Origin of the sequence: Streptomyces sp. NPDC001568 (assembly GCF_042893755.1) — a bacterium.
Lineage (GTDB): Bacteria > Actinomycetota > Actinomycetes > Streptomycetales > Streptomycetaceae > Streptomyces.
Genome location: NZ_JBIAVF010000007.1, coordinates 222907 through 241026 on the forward strand (window position 1 = coordinate 222907; position 18120 = coordinate 241026).

Here is an 18120-nt window from a genome sequence, read left to right on the forward strand (position 1 = left end):
GGGAAGAAGAAGCCGTCGGGTTCGGGGGGTTCGGGGGTCCGCGGGGGTCGCGCGGGCGGGGTGCGTACGGTGTGGGTCGAGTCAGTCTGCGTCGAGGGAGGACCCCGTGGCATCGGTCGATCGGCCGGAATCCGGCACGCTGCCGTTCTTCGTGTACGGGACGCTGCGACCGGGCGAGGTCAACCACGACCTGTTCCTGCGGGGCCGCACCGCCGCAGAGGAACCGGCCGTGCTGCCCGACGCGGCCCTGTACGAGGGCCCCGGCTACCCGTACGCCGTGGACCGCCCCGGCTCCGCGACAACCGGCGAGCTGATCACCGCGCTGCCGGAGGCGTACGGGGAACTGCTGGCCGCGCTGGACCTGCTGGAGGAGTACGCGGGCCCGGGCCATCCGGGGAACCTCTACGACCGGGTCGCCCGCGAGGCGGTCCGATCCGACGGCGTCCGCGTCCGCGCCTGGGTCTACCTGGCGGCCGGACCGCTGGCCCGCCGCCTGACCGGCTCGGGCACGCGGATCCCGGGCGGCGACTGGCACGGCCGCCGACGGACCGGGGGCCAGGCCCTCTAGAGCCCTTCCGCGCCCCGGTTGCGCAGCCGGCGGCCGTACTGCTGGAGCACCCACAGCTCTTCCTGGACCGCCGCGTGCTGCTCGGGCGGGGCCTGCGGGCCGAGCCGCGACATGGTGCCCTGGACCTCGTGGACCCGGCGGTCCACGGCGCGCAGCCGGACCTGCACCAGCTGGACCCCGGCGTACACCTCGTCCACCGTCTTGGCATGGATGGCCTCGACGGCCAGCTCCGTCACCAGGGCGCGGACGGTGTCGTTGGGCGCCGCCGCGCGGACCCGGATCAGGTAGTCGTCGGTGTCCTGCGCGGCGCCGCCGGCGTCCTGGATGGCCTGACGGACCGCCGCGTAGGGCGGGGCGGTGAACTCGTCGATGCCGTACGCGTCGAAGGCGGGGGAGACGAGGGCCGGCCGCTGGAGCGCCAGCTTGAGCAGCTCGCGCTCGGTGCGGTGGGCGGGGCTGCGCAGGTTCAGCGCGGGCCCGCCGGGCGTCACGGCCGCAGTCGCGGGCGCCGACTCGGGGGACCGGCCGCCGCCCCGGCCCTGCTGCTGCGGCTGGTTGCCGCGCTCGCGGGCCCAGCGGGCGAGCTGCGCCACCCGCTTGACGACGAACTGCTCGTCACGGATGCCGAGCATGCCGGCCAGCTGGACGGCCGACTCGTGCTGGATCGCGATGTTCTTGATGTTGGCGACGACCGGAGCGGCCTCGTCCAGCGCCGCCGCCCGGCCCGCCGGGTTCTCCAGGTTGTGCCGGGACACGATGTGCCGCAGCGCGAACTCGAACAGCGGGGTGCGCGACTCGACCAGCCCCGACACGGCCGCGTCGCCCTGCGCGAGACGCAGGTCGCAGGGGTCCATTCCGTTCGGGGCGATGGTGATGGAGGTCTCGGCCGCGAACTTCTGGTCGTCCTCGAAGGCCCGCAGCGCGGCCTTCTGGCCCGCGGCGTCCCCGTCGAACGTGAAGATCACCTCGGCGGTCGCGTTGTCCATCAGCAGCCGGCGCAGGATCTTGATGTGGTCCCCGCCGAAGGCCGTGCCACAGGTGGCGATGGCGGTGGTGACCCCGGCCACGTGGCAGGCCATCACATCGGTGTAGCCCTCGACGACCACGGCCCGGGAGGTCTTCGCGATCTCCTTCTTCGCCAGGTCGATGCCGTACAGGACCTGGGACTTCTTGTAGATCGCGGTTTCGGGGGTGTTCAGGTACTTCGGGCCGTTGTCGTCGTCGCGGAGCTTGCGCGCGCCGAAGCCGACCACCTCGCCGCTGATGTCCCGGATCGGCCACATCAGCCGGCCGCGGAAGCGGTCGATGGGCTTGCCGCTGCGGCTGTCCTGGGCGAGCCCGGAGGTGACCAGTTCCTTGTCGGTGAAGCCCTTGCCGCGCAGGAACCGCGTCAGGTGGTCCCAACCGGCCGGGCTGTAACCCACCCCGAAGTGCTCGGCCGCCGCCTGGTCGAAGCCGCGTTCCGCCAGGAAGCGGCGCCCGATCTCGGCCTCGGCGCCGCCCAGCTGCTCCGCGTAGAAGAGGGCGGCGGCCTTGTGCGCCTCGACCAGCCGGATCCGCTCGCCGCGGCCGCTGGTGCCGGCGGTGTAGCCGCCCTCCTCGTACCGCAGGGTGATGCCGGCCTGGCCGGCCAGGCGCTCGACCGCCTCCGAGAAGGAGAGGTGGTCGATCTTCATGATGAAGTCGAGGGTGTCCCCGCCCGCCTGGCAGCCGAAGCAGTGGTAGAAGCCCTTGCTGGGACTGACCTGGAAGGACGGGGACTTCTCGTCGTGGAAGGGGCACAGGCCCTTGAGGTTGCCGCCGCCGGCGTTGCGGAGCTGGAGGTACTCGGAGACGACGGCGTCGATCGGGACCGCGTCCCGTACCGCCTTCACGTCGTCGTCGTTGATCCGTCCTGCCACGCGTGAAGTCTACGGCCGGGCGGCGACAATCCCGTCAGGCACCCTCCCGGGTGATCAACGACGCGAGCGGAACGGACGGGTCCGCCAGCTTTTCGCGGTCCACCGGTGTCTTCGACCTGATCAGGGCCTGGATGTGGTCGGTGACGTCCCACACGTTCACGTTCATTCCGGCGAGCACGCGGCCCTCCGACAGCCAGAACGCGATGAACTCCCGCCTGCCCACGTCCCCGCGGATCAGCACCTGGTCGTAGCCGCCCGCCGGGGCGTACCCCGAGTACTCCAGGCCCACGTCGTACTGGTCGGAGAAGAAGTACGGCACCCGGTCGTAGCCGACCTCCTGCCCGAGCATCGCCCGCGCCGCCGCCGGCCCGCCGTTGAGGGCGTTCGCCCAGTGCTCGACCCGCAGCCGGGTCCCCAGCACCGGGTGGTGGGCGGCTGCGACGTCGCCGACGGCGAACACGTCCGGGTCCGAGGTGCGCAGGGAGGCGTCCACGGCGATGCCGCCGCCGTGCTCGCGGTCCACCAGGGCCAGCCCGGAGGTCTCGGCCAGCGCCGTCCGGGGCGCGGCCCCGATCGCGGCGAGCACCGCGTGCGCCGGGTGCTCCTCGCCGTCGTCCGTACGGGCCGCCAGCACCATTCCGTCGTGGCCGACGATCTCGGTCAGCCGCGCCCCGAAATGGAACCGGACCCCGTGCGCGGCGTGCAGGTCGGCGAACAGCCGGCCGACCTCCGGCCCGAGCACCGTGTACAGCGGGGTCGCCTCCGCCTCGACCACGGTGACCTCGGCGCCGTAGCCGCGCGCCGCCGCCGCGACCTCCAGGCCGATCCACCCCGCGCCCGCGATCAGCAGGTGGCCGTTGTCCCGCCCGAGGGAGGCCAGGACGCCCCGCAGTCGCTCGGCGTGCGCGAGCCGCCGCAGGTGGTGCACCCCGACCAGGCCGGTGCCCGGGACGTCCAGGCGCCGCGGCTCGGCCCCGGTGGCCAGCAGCAGCTTGTCGTAGTGCAGCAGCGCGCCGTCACCGAGGCGCACCGTCTTGTTCTCCCGGTCCAGGTGGACGGCCGGCTGCCCCAGGTGCAGCTCGATGTCGGCGGCCGCGTACCAGGACGGTTCGTGGACGAAGACGCTCTCGCGCTCCTCCTTGCCGGTCAGGTACCCCTTGGACAGCGGAGGCCGTTCGTACGGATGGTCGCGCTCGTCGCCGATCAGGATGACCCGGCCCGTGAACCCCTCCGACCTCAGCGTTTCGGCTGCCTTCGCCCCGGCGAGCCCTGCCCCGACGATCACGAACGTCCGGTGTGCGTCGACCACCTGATGCCTCCTCATAACCTCTCCGCCACATGCGACCACATGCGAGCGTCCCGCACCGAGCCTGCCGCGTGAAGGGGGAATGGCCCGATCGGCTCACCCTTCGGCGCGTTGCGGGCGTCTGGTGAGGCGGGCGTGAAGGGAGCGGGCCGCCGCGTCGGTGAGGCACGCGATCTGGTCGATGACCGCGCGTTTGCGCGCCCGGTCGTCGGGCGCCGTGTCGAAGATCGCCCGGAACTGCGGGTCCAGGCCCTCCGGAGCCCGGGCGCTGAGCGCCTCCGCGAGTTCGGCCAGGACGATGCGTTGGTCGGCGCGCAGCCGCTCCTGCTCGTCGCGCTGCATGACGTACAGGTCGGCGACGGCCTTGAGGACGGCGCACTCGTTGCGCGCCTCGCGGGGGACGACCAGTCCCGCCGCGTACCGGGTGAGCCGGCCGGGCCCGTACGCCTCGCGGGTCGCGCCCTCCGCCGCCTGGCAGAACCGGCCGATCAGCTGGCTGGTGGCGTCCTTCAACCGGGCCTGGGCGACGGCCGATCCGTCATAGCCGTGCGGCCACCACTCCTGGTCCATCAGCCGGTCCAAGGCCTCGCGGAGTTCCTCCGGGGCGGTGTCGGCGGGCACGTACCGGCCGATGGCGACCTGCCAGATCGCGGCGCGCTCGGGCTCCGCGAAGAGCAGGTTCGGATCGAGGTGACCGGCGTGCAGACCGTCCTCGAAGTCGTGCACCGAGTACGCGACGTCGTCGGACCAGTCCATGACCTGTGCCTCGAAGCACTTGCGGTCGGCGGGCGCGCCGCGCCGCAGCCACTCGAACACCGGCAGGTCGTCCTCGTAGGCGCCGAACTTCACCGAACCCGGGTCGGTCGGGTGGTCGCCGCGCGCCCACGGGTACTTGGTGGCGGCGTCCAGGCAGGCGCGGGTCAGGTTGAGGCCGACGCTCACCGGCTCGCCGGTCACCGGATCGGGCACGAACCGCTTGGGCTCCAACCGGGTCAGCAGGCGCAGCGACTGGGCGTTGCCCTCGAAGCCACCGCTGTCCTTCGCGAACTCGTTCAGCGCCTCCTCGCCGTTGTGCCCGAACGGTGGGTGACCCATGTCGTGGGACAGGCAGGCCGCCTCCACCAGGTCGGGATCGCAGCCGAGGGCCGCGCCGAGCTCGCGCCCGACCTGCGCGCACTCCAGGGAGTGCGTCAGCCGGGTACGGGGGCTCGCGTCCCAGTCGTAGGAACGGGTGCCCGGGGTGACGACCTGGGTCTTGCCGGCGAGCCGGCGCAGCGCGGCGGAGTGCAGGACGCGCGCGCGGTCGCGCTGGAAGGCGGTGCGGCCGGGTTGTTTGTCGGGCTCGGGGACCCATCGTTCGGTGGCGGCGGCGTCGTAGGACGCGTAGGCGGGGGAGTGTGCGGTGCCTTCCATGCTCCGACGTTAACCGCAACGGCCGACAAACCGAGAGATCCGTAAGGGGGCCACCCTCAGGCCGTGGCCAGTTCGACGGGCCGCGCCCGCCGGGCGAGGGCCTGCTCGTAGCGGAGCACGACGAGCCGGGCCAGCGCCGGATGGTCGCCGAGCGGAGCGGCCGCCGGACCCGGCGCGGCGGCCGCGCAGGCGGCGGCGAACCGGCCCGGGGCGGCGAAGTACGAGGCGACCGCGACCCGGTGTCGGCCCCGGGAGGCCAGCGCCCGGACGGCGTCGGGTACGCGGGGCGCGGCGGCCGAGGCGTAGGCGGGGACCACGGGGACCCCGTCGAGCCGTTCCGACAGCAGGGCGGCGCTGCGCCCGGTGTCGGCGGCGGAGTCCGGGTCGCGGGATCCGGCGGCGGCCAGCACCACCGCGGTTCCCGGGGTCCAGCCGGCCTCCAGGAGCCGCTCGTACAGGGCCTCCACGAGCAGCGGGTGCGGGCCGAGCGGGGCGGCGACGCGGACGCGCAGGTGCCCGGCGCGGGCGGCGGCGGGGAGGTCCCGTTTGACGTGGGTGCCGCGGCCCAGCAGCAGCGGCACCAGGACCGCCTCGCCGCCACCGGGCAGGGCGCCCAGGGTGTCGCCGAGGAGCGGCTGGTTCAGCTCGACGTGCCCGAGCCGGACGTCGAGGCGGGGACGCAGCTCGCGGACCCGTTCGAGGAGGGCGTGGACGGCGAGCGGGGCACGCGGGTCACGGCTGCCGTGGGCCACGGCGACGAGGGTGGGCTGCATGCGGGGGCTCCGTAGGCGCGTGGCGGGCGCAGGCCGCTGAGCTGCGTGCCGAGTTGGGCGGTGATCCGGGTCAGCAGCTCGGCCGCGCTGCCGAAGGGGAGGGCGAAGGGTTCGGGAGGGTGCACCGGCTCCGTCATGGACCGATCCTGCGGGGTGCAGGTTGCGCGGGCGTTGCGTCGGGGTGACGGGTGTTTACGGCCCGCTCACCGGCGGGTGTACGCCGCCGTGCGTCCGGCCCGCCGGCCGGGCGCCGGGGGAGCGTCGGCCCGGCCCGGGGCGGCGGGGGCCCGGGTGTGACGCGGTCGGTGAAACCGTCCGTCCTCCACGTACGTCCTGACCTGCGGGTGCGGCGCCCGCCGCACACCGGCCGGTACCACCAGGGGGAACCTCATGCGCACACCGCGCCCGCACCGGATCGCGCGCGCCGCGCGGGGGCTGGTCCCGCGCACCGTCAGGGCCCGGCGCCGGCTCGTGCGGCTCGTGATGGCGGGCTGCGTCCTCGCGCTGCTGCCCTCGGCATGGACCCACGCGGTCGCCGCCGACCGGCTGCACACCACGGCCGACGCGCCGCGGGCCGAGGTGGCCGTCGTGTTCGGGGCGGGCCTGCTCTACGACGGCCGGCCCACCCCCTACCTCGCGGACCGGCTCGACGCGGCCGTGGAGCTGTACCGCACCGGGAAGGTGAAGGTGGTCCTGGTGACCGGCGACAACAGCCGTACCGAGTACGACGAGCCGGACTCGATGCGCGCCTACCTCACCGCCCACGGGGTGCCGGACGACCGGATCGTCAGCGACTACGCCGGCTTCGACACCTGGGACTCCTGCGTGCGCGCCCGGGAGATCTTCGGCGTGCACCGGGCGGTGCTGATCAGCCAGGGCTTCCACATCCGTCGCGCGGTCGCGCTGTGCGGGGCCGCGGGCGTGGACGCGTACGGGGTCGGCGTGCAGGACGTGCACGACGCCACCTGGTACTACGGCGGGACCCGCGAGGTCTTCGCGGCGGGCAAGGCGGCGCTGGACGCCGTGTTCAAGCCGGAGCCGCGGTTCCTGGGGCCGAAGGAGGAGGGGGTGTCGCGGGTCCTGGCGGCTCTGGCAGACTGACGCCGCGATCGGCGTATGCCGATTAGTCATATACCAGTCTGTACGTCAGGGGTGTGGAACCGTGGCTGTTGTGGATCTGGGCGGCAAGGCCGTCGTCATCACCGGTGGGGCCCGCGGTCTGGGCGCGGCGGCCGCGCGGGCCGTCGTCGACGGCGGCGGCCGGGTGCTGATCACCGACGTGCTGGAGACCGAGGGCGCCGAGACCGCCGCCGAGCTGGGGGACGCGGCGCGCTTCCTGCGGCACGACGTGACGAGCGAGGCCGACTGGACGGCGGTGCTCGCCCACGCGGTCTCCGAGTTCGGCCGGATCGACGGCCTCGTGAACAACGCCGGCATCTCCACCGGCCAGTTCCTGGAGCACGAGAGCGTCGAGGACTTCCGCCGGGTGATCGAGATCAACCTGGTCGGCGTGTTCATCGGCATCAGGACCGCGATCCCGCTGATGCGCGCGAACGGCGGCGGCTCCATCGTCAACATCTCCTCCGCCGCCGGCCTGACCGGACTCGCCCTCACCGCCGGCTACGGGGCCTCCAAGTGGGGCGTGCGCGGCCTGTCGAAGATCGGCGCCGTCGAGCTCGCCGAGGACCGGATCCGCGTCAACTCCGTCCACCCGGGCATGACGCTCACCCCGATGACCGCCCCGATCGGCATCGCGGCGGGCGAGGGCAACTACCCCGGCGCCCCCCTCGGCCGCGTCGGTCTGCCCGAGGAAATAGCCGCCGCGGTCGCCTTCCTGCTCTCGGACGCCGCCGGCTACATGACCGGCGCCGAACTGGCCGTGGACGGCGGCTGGACGGCGGGCCTGACGGTGAAGTACCTGACCGGCCGGTGACCCGACCCGGTGCCCGCGCCCTCACCGCCGCCCCCGGCCCGCGCTGAGGTGCCCGTACGGGAGGCGTAACCGGGAGCGGCGGCCGGTGTAACACCGCGGACGCACGCTGGAGCGCATGCATCCCCCGGAAGCCGCCCCCGCCGCCGTCGCCACGCACTGTCCGTACTGCGCGCTGCAGTGCGGGATGAACCTGCGCCCCACTCCCGGCGGCGACGGCGTGAGCGTGGAGGAGCGGGCCGACTTCCCCGTGAACCGGGGCGCGCTGTGCGGCAAGGGCCGCACCGCGCCCGCCGTACTGTCCTCCCGGGTGCGCCTCACCGAGCCGCTCGTCCGGGGCGACGCGGGCCGGCTGGAGCCGGCCGGCTGGGAGGAGGCCCTCGACAAGATCGCCGAGGGCCTGGCCCGCACCCGCCGCACCCACGGCGACGACGCCGTCGGGGTCTTCGGCGGGGGCGGGCTCACCAACGAGAAGGCCTACGCGCTCGGCAAGTTCGCCCGGGTCGCCCTGCGGACCTCGCAGATCGACTACAACGGCCGCTTCTGCATGTCCTCGGCCGCCGCCGCGCACCAGCGCGCCTTCGGCCTCGACCGCGGGCTGCCCTTCCCGCTGGAGGACGTACCGCGCACCGGCTGCGTGATCCTCGTGGGCTCCAACCCGGCCGAGACCATGCCCCCCGCCCTGCGCTTCCTGACCGAACTGAAGGCGAACGGCGGCACCCTGATCGTCGTCGACCCGCGCCGCACCCGCACCGCCGAGCAGGCCGACCTGCACCTGGCCCCCCGACCCGGCACCGACCTGGCCCTGGCCCTGGGCCTGCTCCACCTGATCGTCGCCGAGGGCCGTACCGACGAGGAGTTCATCGCCGCCCGTACCACCGGCTGGGAGGAGGCCCGGGCCGGCGCGATGGCCCACTGGCCCGAACTCGTGGAACGCATCACCGGGGTCCCCGTGCCCCGGCTCCGCGAGGCCGCGGACCTGTTCTGCGCCCCCGCCACCGCCATGGTCCTGACCGCCCGCGGTCCGGAACAGCAGTCCAAGGGGACCGACACCGTCGGCGCGTGGATCAACCTGTGCCTGGCCACCGGCCGCGCCGGCCGACCCTTCTCCGGCTACGGCTGCCTCACCGGCCAGGGCAACGGCCAGGGCGGCCGCGAACACGGCCAGAAGGCCGACCAGCTCCCCGGCTACCGCAAGCTCACCGACCCCGCCGCCCGCGCCCACGTCGCCGGGGTCTGGGGCGTCGACCCCGACAGCCTGCCCGGCCCCGGCCGCAGCGCCTACGAACTCCTCGACGCCCTCGGCGGCGACGTACGGGCCCTGCTCCTGATGGGCTCCAACCCGGTCGTCTCCGCGCCCCGCGCCGCCCACATCGAGGACCGCATCCGCTCCCTGGACTTCCTCGCCGTCGCCGACGTCGTCCTGTCCGAGACCGCCGCCCTCGCCGACGTGGTCCTCCCCGTCACCCAGTGGGCGGAGGAGAGCGGCACCACCACCAACCTCGAAGGCCGGGTCCTGCTGCGCCGGCGCGCCCTCACCCCGCCACCCGGGGTCCGCGGCGACCTCGACGTCCTGCACGGCCTCGCGGCCCGCCTCGGCGTGGAGAAGGGCTTCCCCACCGACCCCGAGGAGGTCTTCGAGGAACTGCGGCTCGCCTCCGCGGGCGGCCCGGCCGACTACTCGGGCATCACCTGGGCCCGCATCGAAGCAGAACAGGGCGTCTTTTGGCCCTGCCCGACCGGCTCACCCGGTGCGCCCCGCCTCTTCCTGGACCGGTTCGCCACCGACGACGGCCGGGCCCGCTTCGCCCCCGTCACCCACCGGGACGCCGCCGAGACTCCCGACGCGGACTACCCGCTGCTGCTCACCACCGGTCGGGTCGTGGCCCAGTACCAGTCCGGCGCCCAGACCCGCCGCGTGCCCGAACTCAACGAGGCCGCCCCCGGCCCCTTCGTGGAGCTGCACCCGCGCCTCGCGGCCCGCCTCGGCGTCGACGACGGCGCCCCGGTGGTCGTCGTCTCCCGCCGCGGCCGGGCCGTGGCCCCGGCCCGCGTCACCGACACGATCCGCGCCGACACGGTGTTCATGCCGTTCCACTGGCCGGGCGAGGGCCGCGCCAACAACCTCACCAACCCGGCCCTGGACCCGGTCTCCCGGATGCCGGAGTTCAAGGTCTGCGCGGTCCGGGTGGAGCCGCTACCGGCTCCGAAGGGCACGCCCTGGCCGCCGTCACCGGAGAGCGTCGGCCGCAGGGCCGCCGCCAGGCCTCCCGGAACACCTCCTGCAACAGTGCGTTCGGCAGCCGGTGGTGCTCCGCCGGCAGCACCGCGTCGTACAGGTCCTTGCCCTGCGGATGCCGGTCGCTGATCAGCCACAGCACCTTCCAGGCCGACGACAGCGCGGGCGTCGCCGCCAGGACCGTGGCCCCGCAGGCCAGTTCGACCGGCTCCGGCGGCTCGGCGAGCCCCTCGTTGAAGACGAAGTCCAGCTGGACCTGCCCGGCCGGCAGCCCCGGCACGGACCACGGCAGCACCATCCGCCGCCCCGGCACCCGGTCGTACGTCCAGAGGTCCTCGCAGAGCGCGCCCGAGGCCCGGATCCCGGCCCGGCCGTCGGCCGCCGCCGCGATCCCCTCCAGCACCGCGTCCATCGCCACCCGCCGCGCCGCCGCCCGGGCGAGCGTCCGCGCCGGGTCGTCGAACACAGGGTCCCCCGGCCCGGTGGGCCCGGAAGTGGTGGCGCAGAGACGGATCGAAGACCGCCCGCTGCCGTACGTCGTCCCCGGCCGCCGGCCGCAACGTGCGCGGCAGGTCCCCCGCCACCCGCGCCGCCCCGTCCAGCGGCTCCCGCGGCAGGTGCGTGTTCCGCGTCCCGAAATGCCGCCACGAACTCATCGCCGTGCCTCCCCGCAGTCGATCCAGCCCTCGTCCACCGACAGGTCGCTGTCGTACAGCACGAACTCCCGCTCCTCCGACAGGATTTCGTAGCCGGCCTCCACCAGGACGGAGATCAAGGTGTCGCAGGCCGCCGTCGCCTTGGACGCGGTGCCCCGACAGCGTTGTGTGACGAAGCGTTCGTGCGTGCCGTCCGGGCCGGGCAGGGTGCGGCGGGCGTTCCACGACAGGTGCGCCCGGTGCTCCGTGACCAGGGCCTCCAGGGCCGGGCGGTCGTAGTCCGCCGGCAGCGTCAGCTTCAGGTGGTGCTCGAAGTAACCGCCGCCCGGCCCCGGGCTGTCCGTGGTCCACGGGACCGTCTCGACCTTGACCCGGACCGGGTCGAAGCCCGCCGCCCGCAGTTGCGGCACCAGCCGCTCGTGGCTCGTGCCGTCCGGCAGCGTCAACATCGGCTGCGAAAGCATCCGACCCCGGGCCAACAGGATGTGCGTGACCTTCAACTCCCGCGCGGCGGCCCAGGATTCGAGCCGCTCCAGCTCCACCGCGTCCGGGCAGCGGACCGTCACGTGGGTTTCGTAGGTTCCGTGCGAAGACATGACATCGATCATCTCGGACATGCGTCCGATCCGCATCGGGGTTCCCGCCGGGGGGTAACCATCCGGTCACGCACCGGACTCAGAAAGTGCTCGCACGCCCCTCGTGGCGGTGATGTGCCGTACCCCACACTGAGGGTGCGGTGCCACCGTCCTCGGAGCCCTGGAGGTCGCCCCCGTGCAGACCCGGACCCTGACCGCGAACGTGAGCCACCCCGCCCACCACGCAGACCACGCCGCCCACGCCGGCCCGGCCGACGACCCCGAAGCCGTCGCCGCCGCGGAGCCCGACCCCGAGGCCGAAGCCGTGGACGACGAACCCGAGGCCGAAGAACCCGAGGCCCTGGAGCCGGTGGACCGGGAGCCCGCGCCACGTACGCGCAGCAGGGACAACGCGGCCGGAGCGGGGCCGTCCGCGGACCTCTTCCGGCAGTACCTGCGTGAGATAGGCAGGATCCCGCTGCTCACCGCCGCCGAGGAGGTGGACCTCGCACGGCGGGTGGAGGCGGGCCTCTTCGCGGAGGAGAAACTGGGCAACACCCCGGACCTCGACTCCCGGCTCGCCCACGACCTCGACAAACTCGTCGTCATGGGCCGGATGGCCAAGCGCCGCCTCATCGAATCGAACCTGCGGCTCGTCGTCTCCGTCGCGAAGCGCTACGTCGGCCGCGGCCTCACCATGCTCGACCTGGTCCAGGAGGGGAACCTCGGCCTGATCCGTGCCGTCGAGAAGTTCGACTACGCCCGCGGCTACAAGTTCTCCACCTATGCCACCTGGTGGATCCGCCAGGCGATGTCCCGGGCCCTCGCCGACCAGGCCCGGACCATCCGCGTCCCCGTCCACGTCGTCGAGCTCATCAACCGGGTCATCCGCGTCCAGCGCCGCATGCTCCAGGAACGCGGCTACGAACCCACCGCCGAAGAGGTCGCCGTCCACCTGGAACTGACCCCCGAGCGGGTCATGGAGGTGCTCCGGCTCGCCCAGGAACCGGTCTCCCTGCACGCCCCCGTCGGCGAGGAGGACGACGTCGCCCTCGGCGACCTCATCGAGGACGGCGACGCCACCTCCCCCGTGGAGTCCGCCGCGTTCTTCCTGCTCCGCGAACACCTCGAAGCCGTCCTGTCGACCCTCGGCGAACGCGAACGCAAGGTCGTCCAGCTCCGTTACGGACTCGCCGACGGCCGGCCCCGCACCCTGGAGGAGATCGGCCGGATCTTCGGCGTGACGCGCGAACGGATCCGCCAGATCGAGTCCAAGACCCTCGGCAAGCTGCGCGACCACGCCTTCGCCGACCAACTGCGCGGCTACCTCGACTGAAACGGGCAGGGGGCGCCCCGAAGGACGCCCCCACCCCGCTCGATCCCGCCGGTCAGTCGACCTCGGCCACCGCCTGCGCGAACTGCGCCGCGTACAGCCGCGCGTACGCGCCACCGGCCGCCAACAGCTCCTCGTGCGTGCCCTGTTCCACGATCGAGCCGCTCTCCATGACGAGGATCACATCGGCGTCCCTGATCGTGGACAGCCGGTGCGCGATCACGAAGGACGTACGGCCGTGCGCCAGACGCGCCATCGCCTTCTGGATCAACACCTCGGTACGGGTGTCCACCGAGCTCGTGGCCTCGTCGAGGACCAGGATCACCGGATCCGACAGGAACGCCCGGGCGATCGTGATCAGCTGCTTCTCGCCCGCGCTGACCCCCGCGCCCTCGTCGTCCAGCACCGTGTCGTAGCCGTCCGGCAGGGTGCGGATGAACCGGTCCGCGTGCGCCGCGCGCGCCGCCTCCTGGACCTCCTCGCGGCTGACCTCGCGGGAAGCGCCGTAGGCGATGTTCTCCGCGATGGTCCCGCCGAACAGCCAGGTGTCCTGGAGGACCATGCCGATGCCGCCGCGCAGTTCCTCGCGGCTCATCTTCGCGATGTCCACGCCGTCCAGGGCGATCTCGCCGCCCGTGACCTCGTAGAAGCGCATCAGCAGGTTGACGAGCGTGGTCTTGCCGGCGCCCGTCGGCCCGACGATCGCGACCGTGTGGCCCGGCTCCACCGTCAGCGAGAGGTTCTCGATGAGCGGCTTGCCCGGCTCGTACCGGAAGGCCACCTTGTCGAGGGTGACCTGGCCGCGCAGGGTCTCCGGACGCTCCGGAACCGCCACGTCCGGCTCTTCCTCCTCCGCGTCCAGCAGCTCGTACACCCGCTCAGCCGAGGCGACGCCCGACTGCACCAGGTTCGCCATCGACGCCACCTGCGTCAGCGGCATCGAGAACTGGCGCGAGTACTGGATGAAGGCCTGCACGTCACCGATCGACAGGGTGCCCGAAGCCACCCGAAGACCACCGACGACCGCGATCAGCACGTAGTTGATGTTCGACAGGAAGAACATCACCGGCTGCATGATGCCGCTGACCAACTGCGCCTTGAACGAAGCCCGGTAGAGCTCCTCGTTCTGCTCGGCGAAGACGGCCGCCGACTCCTCCTGCCGCCCGAACACCTTCACCAGCGTGTGGCCGGAGTACATCTCCTCGATGTGGGCGTTCAGCGTGCCCGTGGTCTTCCACTGCGCCACGAACTGCGGCTGCGACTTCTTGCCGATCTTCGCGGCGACGACCACCGACAGCGGCACGGTCACCAGCGCGACCAGCGCCAGCAGCGGCGAGATCCAGAACATCATCACCAGCACGCCGACGATCGTCAGCAACGAGTTCAGCAGCTGCCCCATCGTCTGCTGGAGCGTCTGCCCGATGTTGTCTATGTCGTTCGTCGCCCGGCTCAGCACCTCGCCGCGCTTCTGCCGGTCGAAGTACGACAACGGCAGCCGCGACAGCTTCCCCTGCAGCTCCTCGCGCATCCGGTAGACGGCGCCGTTCATCACGTGGTTCGACAAACGCGTCGCGACCAGCATCAGCAGACCGGCCAGCGTGAACACCAGCAGCGCCCACAGCGACACCACCCCGACCGCGCCGAAGTCGATGCCCTTGCCCGGTGTGAACGCGGTGCCCGACAGCATGTCGGCCATCCCGCCGTCGCCGTTCGCGCGCATCCGCTCCAGCGCCTGCTCCTTGGTGACCCCGGCCGGGAACTCCCGACCGACGATCCCCGCGAAGACCAGGTCCGTCGCGTTGCCGAGGATCTTCGGGCCGACGACCGCGCAGCCCACGCTGCCGACCACCGCCGCGACCATGCCCCACAACTTCGTCCGGTCCTGCGCCAACTGCCCCAGCAGCCGCTTGCCCGACCCCTTGAAGTCCATGGACCGCTCGGCCGGGCCCATCATCATCCGTCCTCCGGGCCCGCTCATGCGGCCTCCGCCTCCGTCAGCTGGGAGAGCACGATCTCCCGGTAGGTCTCGTTGTCGGCCATCAGCTCGTGGTGCCGGCCCTCACCCACGACCGCGCCCTCGTCCAGGACGATGATCCGGTCGGCGTCGCGGATCGTGGAGACCCGCTGCGCGACGATGACCACCGTCGCGTTCCCGGTCTCCCGGGACAGCGCCGCCCGCAGCGCCGCGTCCGTCGCGTAGTCCAGCGCCGAGAAGGAGTCGTCGAAGAGGTAGATCTCCGGCCGCTGCACCAGCGTCCGGGCGATCGCCAGCCGCTGGCGCTGCCCGCCGGATACGTTCGTGCCGCCCTGGGAGATGGGCGCGTCGAGCCCACCCTCCAGATCGGAGACGAACTCCTTGGCCTGGGCGACCTCCAGGGCCTGCCACAGCTCCTCGTCGCTCGCCCCCGGGCGCCCGTAGCGCAGGTTGGAGGCGACCGTTCCGGAGAACAGGTACGGCTTCTGCGGGACCATGCCCACCGTCCTGGCCAGCAGCGCCGGATCGATGCGGCGCACGTCCTCCCCGTCGACGAGGACCTCGCCGCCGGTCGCGTCGAACAACCGCGGGACCAGACCCAGCAGCGTCGACTTCCCACTGCCCGTCGAGCCGATCACCGCGGTGGTCTCGCCGGGGCGGGCCACCAGGTCCACCCCGCGCAGCACCGACGCCTCGGCCCCCGGATAGCGGAAATCGGCGCCGCGCAGCTCCAGCCGCCCGCGCAGTGCCAGCTCGCGCACCGGATCGGTGGGCGCGACCACGCTCGATTCGGTGTCCAGGACCTCCTGGATGCGCTCGGCGCAGATCTCCGCGCGCGGCACCATCATGAACATGAAGGTGGCCATCATCACGGACATGACGATCTGCATCAGGTAGGCGAGGAAGGCCGTCAGCTGGCCGATCTCCATGCCACCGCTGTCGACGCGCATCGCGCCGAACCAGATCACGGCCACGCTGGACACGTTCACGACGAGGATCACGACCGGGAACATCAGCGCGAGCAGCTTGCCCGCAGCCAACGACACCCCGGTCAGATCGGCGTTCGCCTCGCGGAAGCGCTCCTTCTCGTACGGGTCGCGGACGAAGGCGCGGATCACCCGGTTGCCGGTGATCTGCTCGCGCAGCACCCGGTTCACGGTGTCGAGCCGGTCCTGCATCTGCCGGAACAGCGGCCGCGTCCGGAAGACGATCGCACCGACCGACAGACCCAGGACCGGCACCACCGCGAGCAGCACGCCGGACAGTTTCACGTCCAGGGAGAGCGCCATCGCGATGCCGCCGACGCACATGATCGGCGCCGAGACCATCAGCGTGAACGTCATCAGGGCCAGCATCTGGACCTGCTGGACGTCGTTCGTCGTACGGGTGATCAGCGACGGGGCGCCGAACTGGCCCAGCTCCCGGGCGGAGAAGCTCTGCACCCGGTCGAAGACCGCGGCCCGGATGTCGCGGCCGAGGGCGGCCGCGGTGCGGGCGCCGTAGTAGACGGCCCCGACGTTGCAGACGAGCTGGACGAGCGAGACGCCCAGCATCAGGGCGCCGAAGCGCAGGATGTAGCCGGTGTCACCGTTGACGACACCGTTGTCGATGATGTCGGCGTTGAGCGTCGGCAGGTAGAGGCTCGCACTGGTCTGCAGCAGTTGCAGCAGCACCAGGGCGGCGATCGGTTTCCGGTACGGACCCAGATGGGTCCGCAGAAGTCGTATGAGCACGCGCAGGCTCCGGTCGGCAAGATCGAGGGGGTTCGCTCCATCTTGTGCCAACCGGCGCCTTGATCCCCACCGGATTTCGTAAAGCCCGGTCAAAAGGAGGAGGCCGCCCGCGCCCCCGGACCTACTGCCGTGACCCGCGGCGCTAGTACTGGAACGCGCCCGGGTGCAACTGTTCCCGGGTGGCGATGTACTGCTGGCGCACCGCCTGCCACGCGGGGTAGTCCTCACCCGGCTCGAAGACCTGCGCGGCCGCGGCCGGCCAGATCGGCGGGGTGTGCGGGGCCAGCGTGCCCCGGTGCACCCCGAGCGCCCACGCCGCCTGCCGGGCCGCGCCCAGCGCCGCGTAGTCGGCCGGAGCCGGCACCACCACCTGCGTCCCGAACAGCCCGGGCGCCGCGATCTGCACGGCGGGCAGATCGGCCGCCGCGCCCAGCAGGAACACCCGCCGGATCCCGACGCCCCGGTGCCGCAGCACGTCGAGGGCGTCCACCAGCCCGCACAGCATCCCCTCGAAGGCCGCCCGCGCCAGGTGCTCGGGCTTCATCGAATCCCGGCGCAGCCCGCTCAGGGTGCCCGCGGTGTGCGGCAGGTTCGGCGTCCGCTCACCCTCCAGGTACGGCAGGAGCACGAGCCCGTGTGCACCGGGGGTCGACTTCAGCGCGAGGGCGCTGAGCCCCTCCAGGTCGGTGCCGAGCATGTCGGCGGTGCCCCGCAGGGCCCGTACCGCGTTGGAGGTGTTCACCACGGGCAGGTGCATGCCGCCCGCGTCGGCGAGGGAGGTGATCAGACCGCCCGGCTCCGCGAGGGCCTCGTGATGGACGGCCATCACCGAGCCGGAGGCGCCCAGCGACACCACCGCGTCACCCGGGCCCAGCCCCAGCCCGAGGGCGGCGGCCATCGTCTCGCCGGTCCCCGCGGAGATCAACAGCCCCTCGGGCGTCATCCCGGCGGCCTCGGCCGGGCCGAGCACCTCGGGCAACAGCGCCTGTCGGCCGAGCGCCAGCTCGACCAGGTCCGGACGGTACGAGCCGGTCGCCGCCGACCAGTAGCCGGTACCGGAGGCGCCGGCCCGGTCGGTGGTGCGGCGGGCGGGCCGGCCGAGCAACTGCCAGACGAGCCAGTCGTGCGGGGACATCAGGACCGCCACCCGGCGGGCCGCCTCCGGCTCCGTACGGGCCAACCAGGCCAGCTTCGCTATCGGCTGCGCGGCGTGCGGCACCGAACCCACGGCCTGGACCCACGCCTGCCGCCCACCGAGCGCCTCGATCAGATCCGCCGCGGCGACCTGCCCACGCCTGTCGTTGCCGACGAGAGCGGGTCGCACGAGTCCGCCCTGCGAGTCCAACGGCAGGACGCCCTGTTGCTGCGCCGAGACGCCGATCGCCTCGACGCCCTCCAGCAGCCCGCCGCCCGCGGCCTCGCCGAGGGACAGCAGCCACGCCTGTGGATCGGTTTCGTGGGGGACCGTCTCACCCGCGGACTGCGGATGGGGCGCGTAGCCCTGGCGCAGCACGGCGCCCGTGTCCGCGTCGCAGACGACGATGCGAGTGAAGGTGGAACTGCTGTCCAGTCCGGCGACTATCCCCATGCGGAGAATTCTGCCGCACGCCGCGCCGGACTCCCGCGCGGACTCCGCCCCACCGGCGCCGGGGCACCGGGCGCCGCTCGCGCCCGGCCCGGACGGGGGCTCGGGACGTCGCCGGCACCCCGGTCGGCCC

General features: G+C 72.9%; 13 protein-coding genes and 1 pseudogene. 5 read left to right on the top strand and 9 right to left on the bottom strand.

Translation table 11 applies throughout. The features are described from left to right. Positions 1-106 precede the first annotated feature (106 nt). On the top strand, positions 107-568 hold the full coding sequence (locus tag ACFY0I_RS15285) for a gamma-glutamylcyclotransferase family protein (RefSeq protein WP_388894929.1): 462 nt from the start codon (positions 107-109) through the stop codon (positions 566-568). Here ACFY0I_RS15285 and dnaG read toward each other — a convergent pair. The 4 genes from dnaG to ACFY0I_RS15305 all read right to left on the bottom strand — a co-directional run bounded on the left by dnaG (position 565) and on the right by ACFY0I_RS15305 (position 5961). Further along, positions 565-2469, bottom strand: a complete 1905-nt coding sequence (dnaG, locus tag ACFY0I_RS15290) for a DNA primase (protein ID WP_388894931.1) — start codon at positions 2467-2469, stop codon at positions 565-567. The two genes, ACFY0I_RS15285 and dnaG, sit on opposite strands and share 4 nt — an antisense overlap. A 34-nt stretch (positions 2470-2503) precedes the next feature. Beyond that, on the bottom strand, positions 2504-3778 hold the full coding sequence (locus tag ACFY0I_RS15295) for an NAD(P)/FAD-dependent oxidoreductase (protein ID WP_388894933.1): 1275 nt from the start codon (positions 3776-3778) through the stop codon (positions 2504-2506). 93 nt (positions 3779-3871) lie between these two features. Continuing rightward, a complete protein-coding gene (locus ACFY0I_RS15300) occupies positions 3872-5188 on the bottom strand; it encodes a deoxyguanosinetriphosphate triphosphohydrolase (protein ID WP_388894936.1) in 1317 nt (438 codons plus the stop codon). A 56-nt stretch (positions 5189-5244) separates the two neighbouring features. Continuing rightward, the gene (locus ACFY0I_RS15305; protein WP_388894938.1) at positions 5245-5961 is read right to left on the bottom strand and encodes a sirohydrochlorin chelatase; all 717 of its coding nucleotides are present in this window, start codon (positions 5959-5961) and stop codon (positions 5245-5247) included. A gap of 390 nt (positions 5962-6351) precedes the next feature. Between ACFY0I_RS15305 and ACFY0I_RS15310 the strand changes: the two genes are divergently transcribed. From ACFY0I_RS15310 to ACFY0I_RS15320, 3 genes are all read left to right on the top strand, one after another. Continuing rightward, positions 6352-7062 carry a vancomycin high temperature exclusion protein gene (locus ACFY0I_RS15310; RefSeq protein WP_388894940.1) on the top strand — a complete coding sequence of 237 codons (711 nt, stop codon included), beginning with the start codon at positions 6352-6354 and terminating at the stop codon, positions 7060-7062. Positions 7063-7123: 61 nt separating this feature from the next. Further along, positions 7124-7894, top strand: a complete 771-nt coding sequence (locus tag ACFY0I_RS15315) for a glucose 1-dehydrogenase (RefSeq protein ID WP_388894943.1) — start codon at positions 7124-7126, stop codon at positions 7892-7894. Between the two features lie 115 nt (positions 7895-8009). Then, positions 8010-10259, top strand: coding sequence for a molybdopterin oxidoreductase family protein (locus ACFY0I_RS15320; protein WP_388894946.1), 2250 nt, complete (start codon positions 8010-8012; stop codon positions 10257-10259). On the opposite strand, the pseudogene ACFY0I_RS15325 reads toward ACFY0I_RS15320, so the two are convergent. After that, positions 10198-10542, bottom strand: a pseudogene (locus ACFY0I_RS15325) (nucleotidyl transferase AbiEii/AbiGii toxin family protein); the annotation flags it as partial. The gene ACFY0I_RS15320 and the pseudogene ACFY0I_RS15325 sit on opposite strands and share 62 nt — an antisense overlap. A 240-nt stretch (positions 10543-10782) precedes the next feature. Next, the gene (locus ACFY0I_RS15330) at positions 10783-11382 is read right to left on the bottom strand and encodes a hypothetical protein (protein WP_388894950.1); all 600 of its coding nucleotides are present in this window, start codon (positions 11380-11382) and stop codon (positions 10783-10785) included. Positions 11383-11557: 175 nt separating this feature from the next. Here ACFY0I_RS15330 and ACFY0I_RS15335 point away from each other — a divergent pair, with 175 nt between their 5' ends. After that, positions 11558-12697: an RNA polymerase sigma factor gene (locus tag ACFY0I_RS15335; RefSeq protein ID WP_388894952.1), complete on the top strand. Its 1140-nt coding sequence runs from the start codon at positions 11558-11560 to the stop codon at positions 12695-12697. A gap of 52 nt (positions 12698-12749) precedes the next feature. On the opposite strand, the gene ACFY0I_RS15340 is transcribed toward ACFY0I_RS15335, so the two are convergent. From ACFY0I_RS15340 to ACFY0I_RS15350, 3 genes are all read right to left on the bottom strand, one after another. Continuing rightward, positions 12750-14672 (bottom strand): ABC transporter ATP-binding protein, encoded by a 1923-nt coding sequence (locus tag ACFY0I_RS15340; RefSeq protein ID WP_388894955.1) that lies wholly within the window; start codon positions 14670-14672, stop codon positions 12750-12752. Beyond that, positions 14669-16402, bottom strand: a complete 1734-nt coding sequence (locus ACFY0I_RS15345; protein ID WP_388894958.1) for an ABC transporter ATP-binding protein — start codon at positions 16400-16402, stop codon at positions 14669-14671. The genes ACFY0I_RS15340 and ACFY0I_RS15345 overlap by 4 nt, the downstream gene beginning before the upstream one ends. A 142-nt stretch (positions 16403-16544) precedes the next feature. After that, positions 16545-17990: an FGGY family carbohydrate kinase gene (locus tag ACFY0I_RS15350; protein ID WP_388894961.1), complete on the bottom strand. Its 1446-nt coding sequence runs from the start codon at positions 17988-17990 to the stop codon at positions 16545-16547. Positions 17991-18120 lie beyond the last annotated feature (130 nt).

Coding starts and splice junctions, on each gene's coding strand:
- ACFY0I_RS15300 (WP_388894936.1), bottom strand. CDS start 5,188: ATGGAAGGCACCGCACACTCCCCCGCCTACGCGTCCTACGACGCCGCC.
- ACFY0I_RS15305 (WP_388894938.1), bottom strand. CDS start 5,961: ATGCAGCCCACCCTCGTCGCCGTGGCCCACGGCAGCCGTGACCCGCGT.
- ACFY0I_RS15310 (WP_388894940.1), top strand. CDS start 6,352: ATGCGCACACCGCGCCCGCACCGGATCGCGCGCGCCGCGCGGGGGCTG.
- ACFY0I_RS15320 (WP_388894946.1), top strand. CDS start 8,010: ATGCATCCCCCGGAAGCCGCCCCCGCCGCCGTCGCCACGCACTGTCCG.
- ACFY0I_RS15330 (WP_388894950.1), bottom strand. CDS start 11,382: ATGTCTTCGCACGGAACCTACGAAACCCACGTGACGGTCCGCTGCCCG.
- ACFY0I_RS15340 (WP_388894955.1), bottom strand. CDS start 14,672: ATGAGCGGGCCCGGAGGACGGATGATGATGGGCCCGGCCGAGCGGTCC.
- ACFY0I_RS15350 (WP_388894961.1), bottom strand. CDS start 17,990: ATGGGGATAGTCGCCGGACTGGACAGCAGTTCCACCTTCACTCGCATC.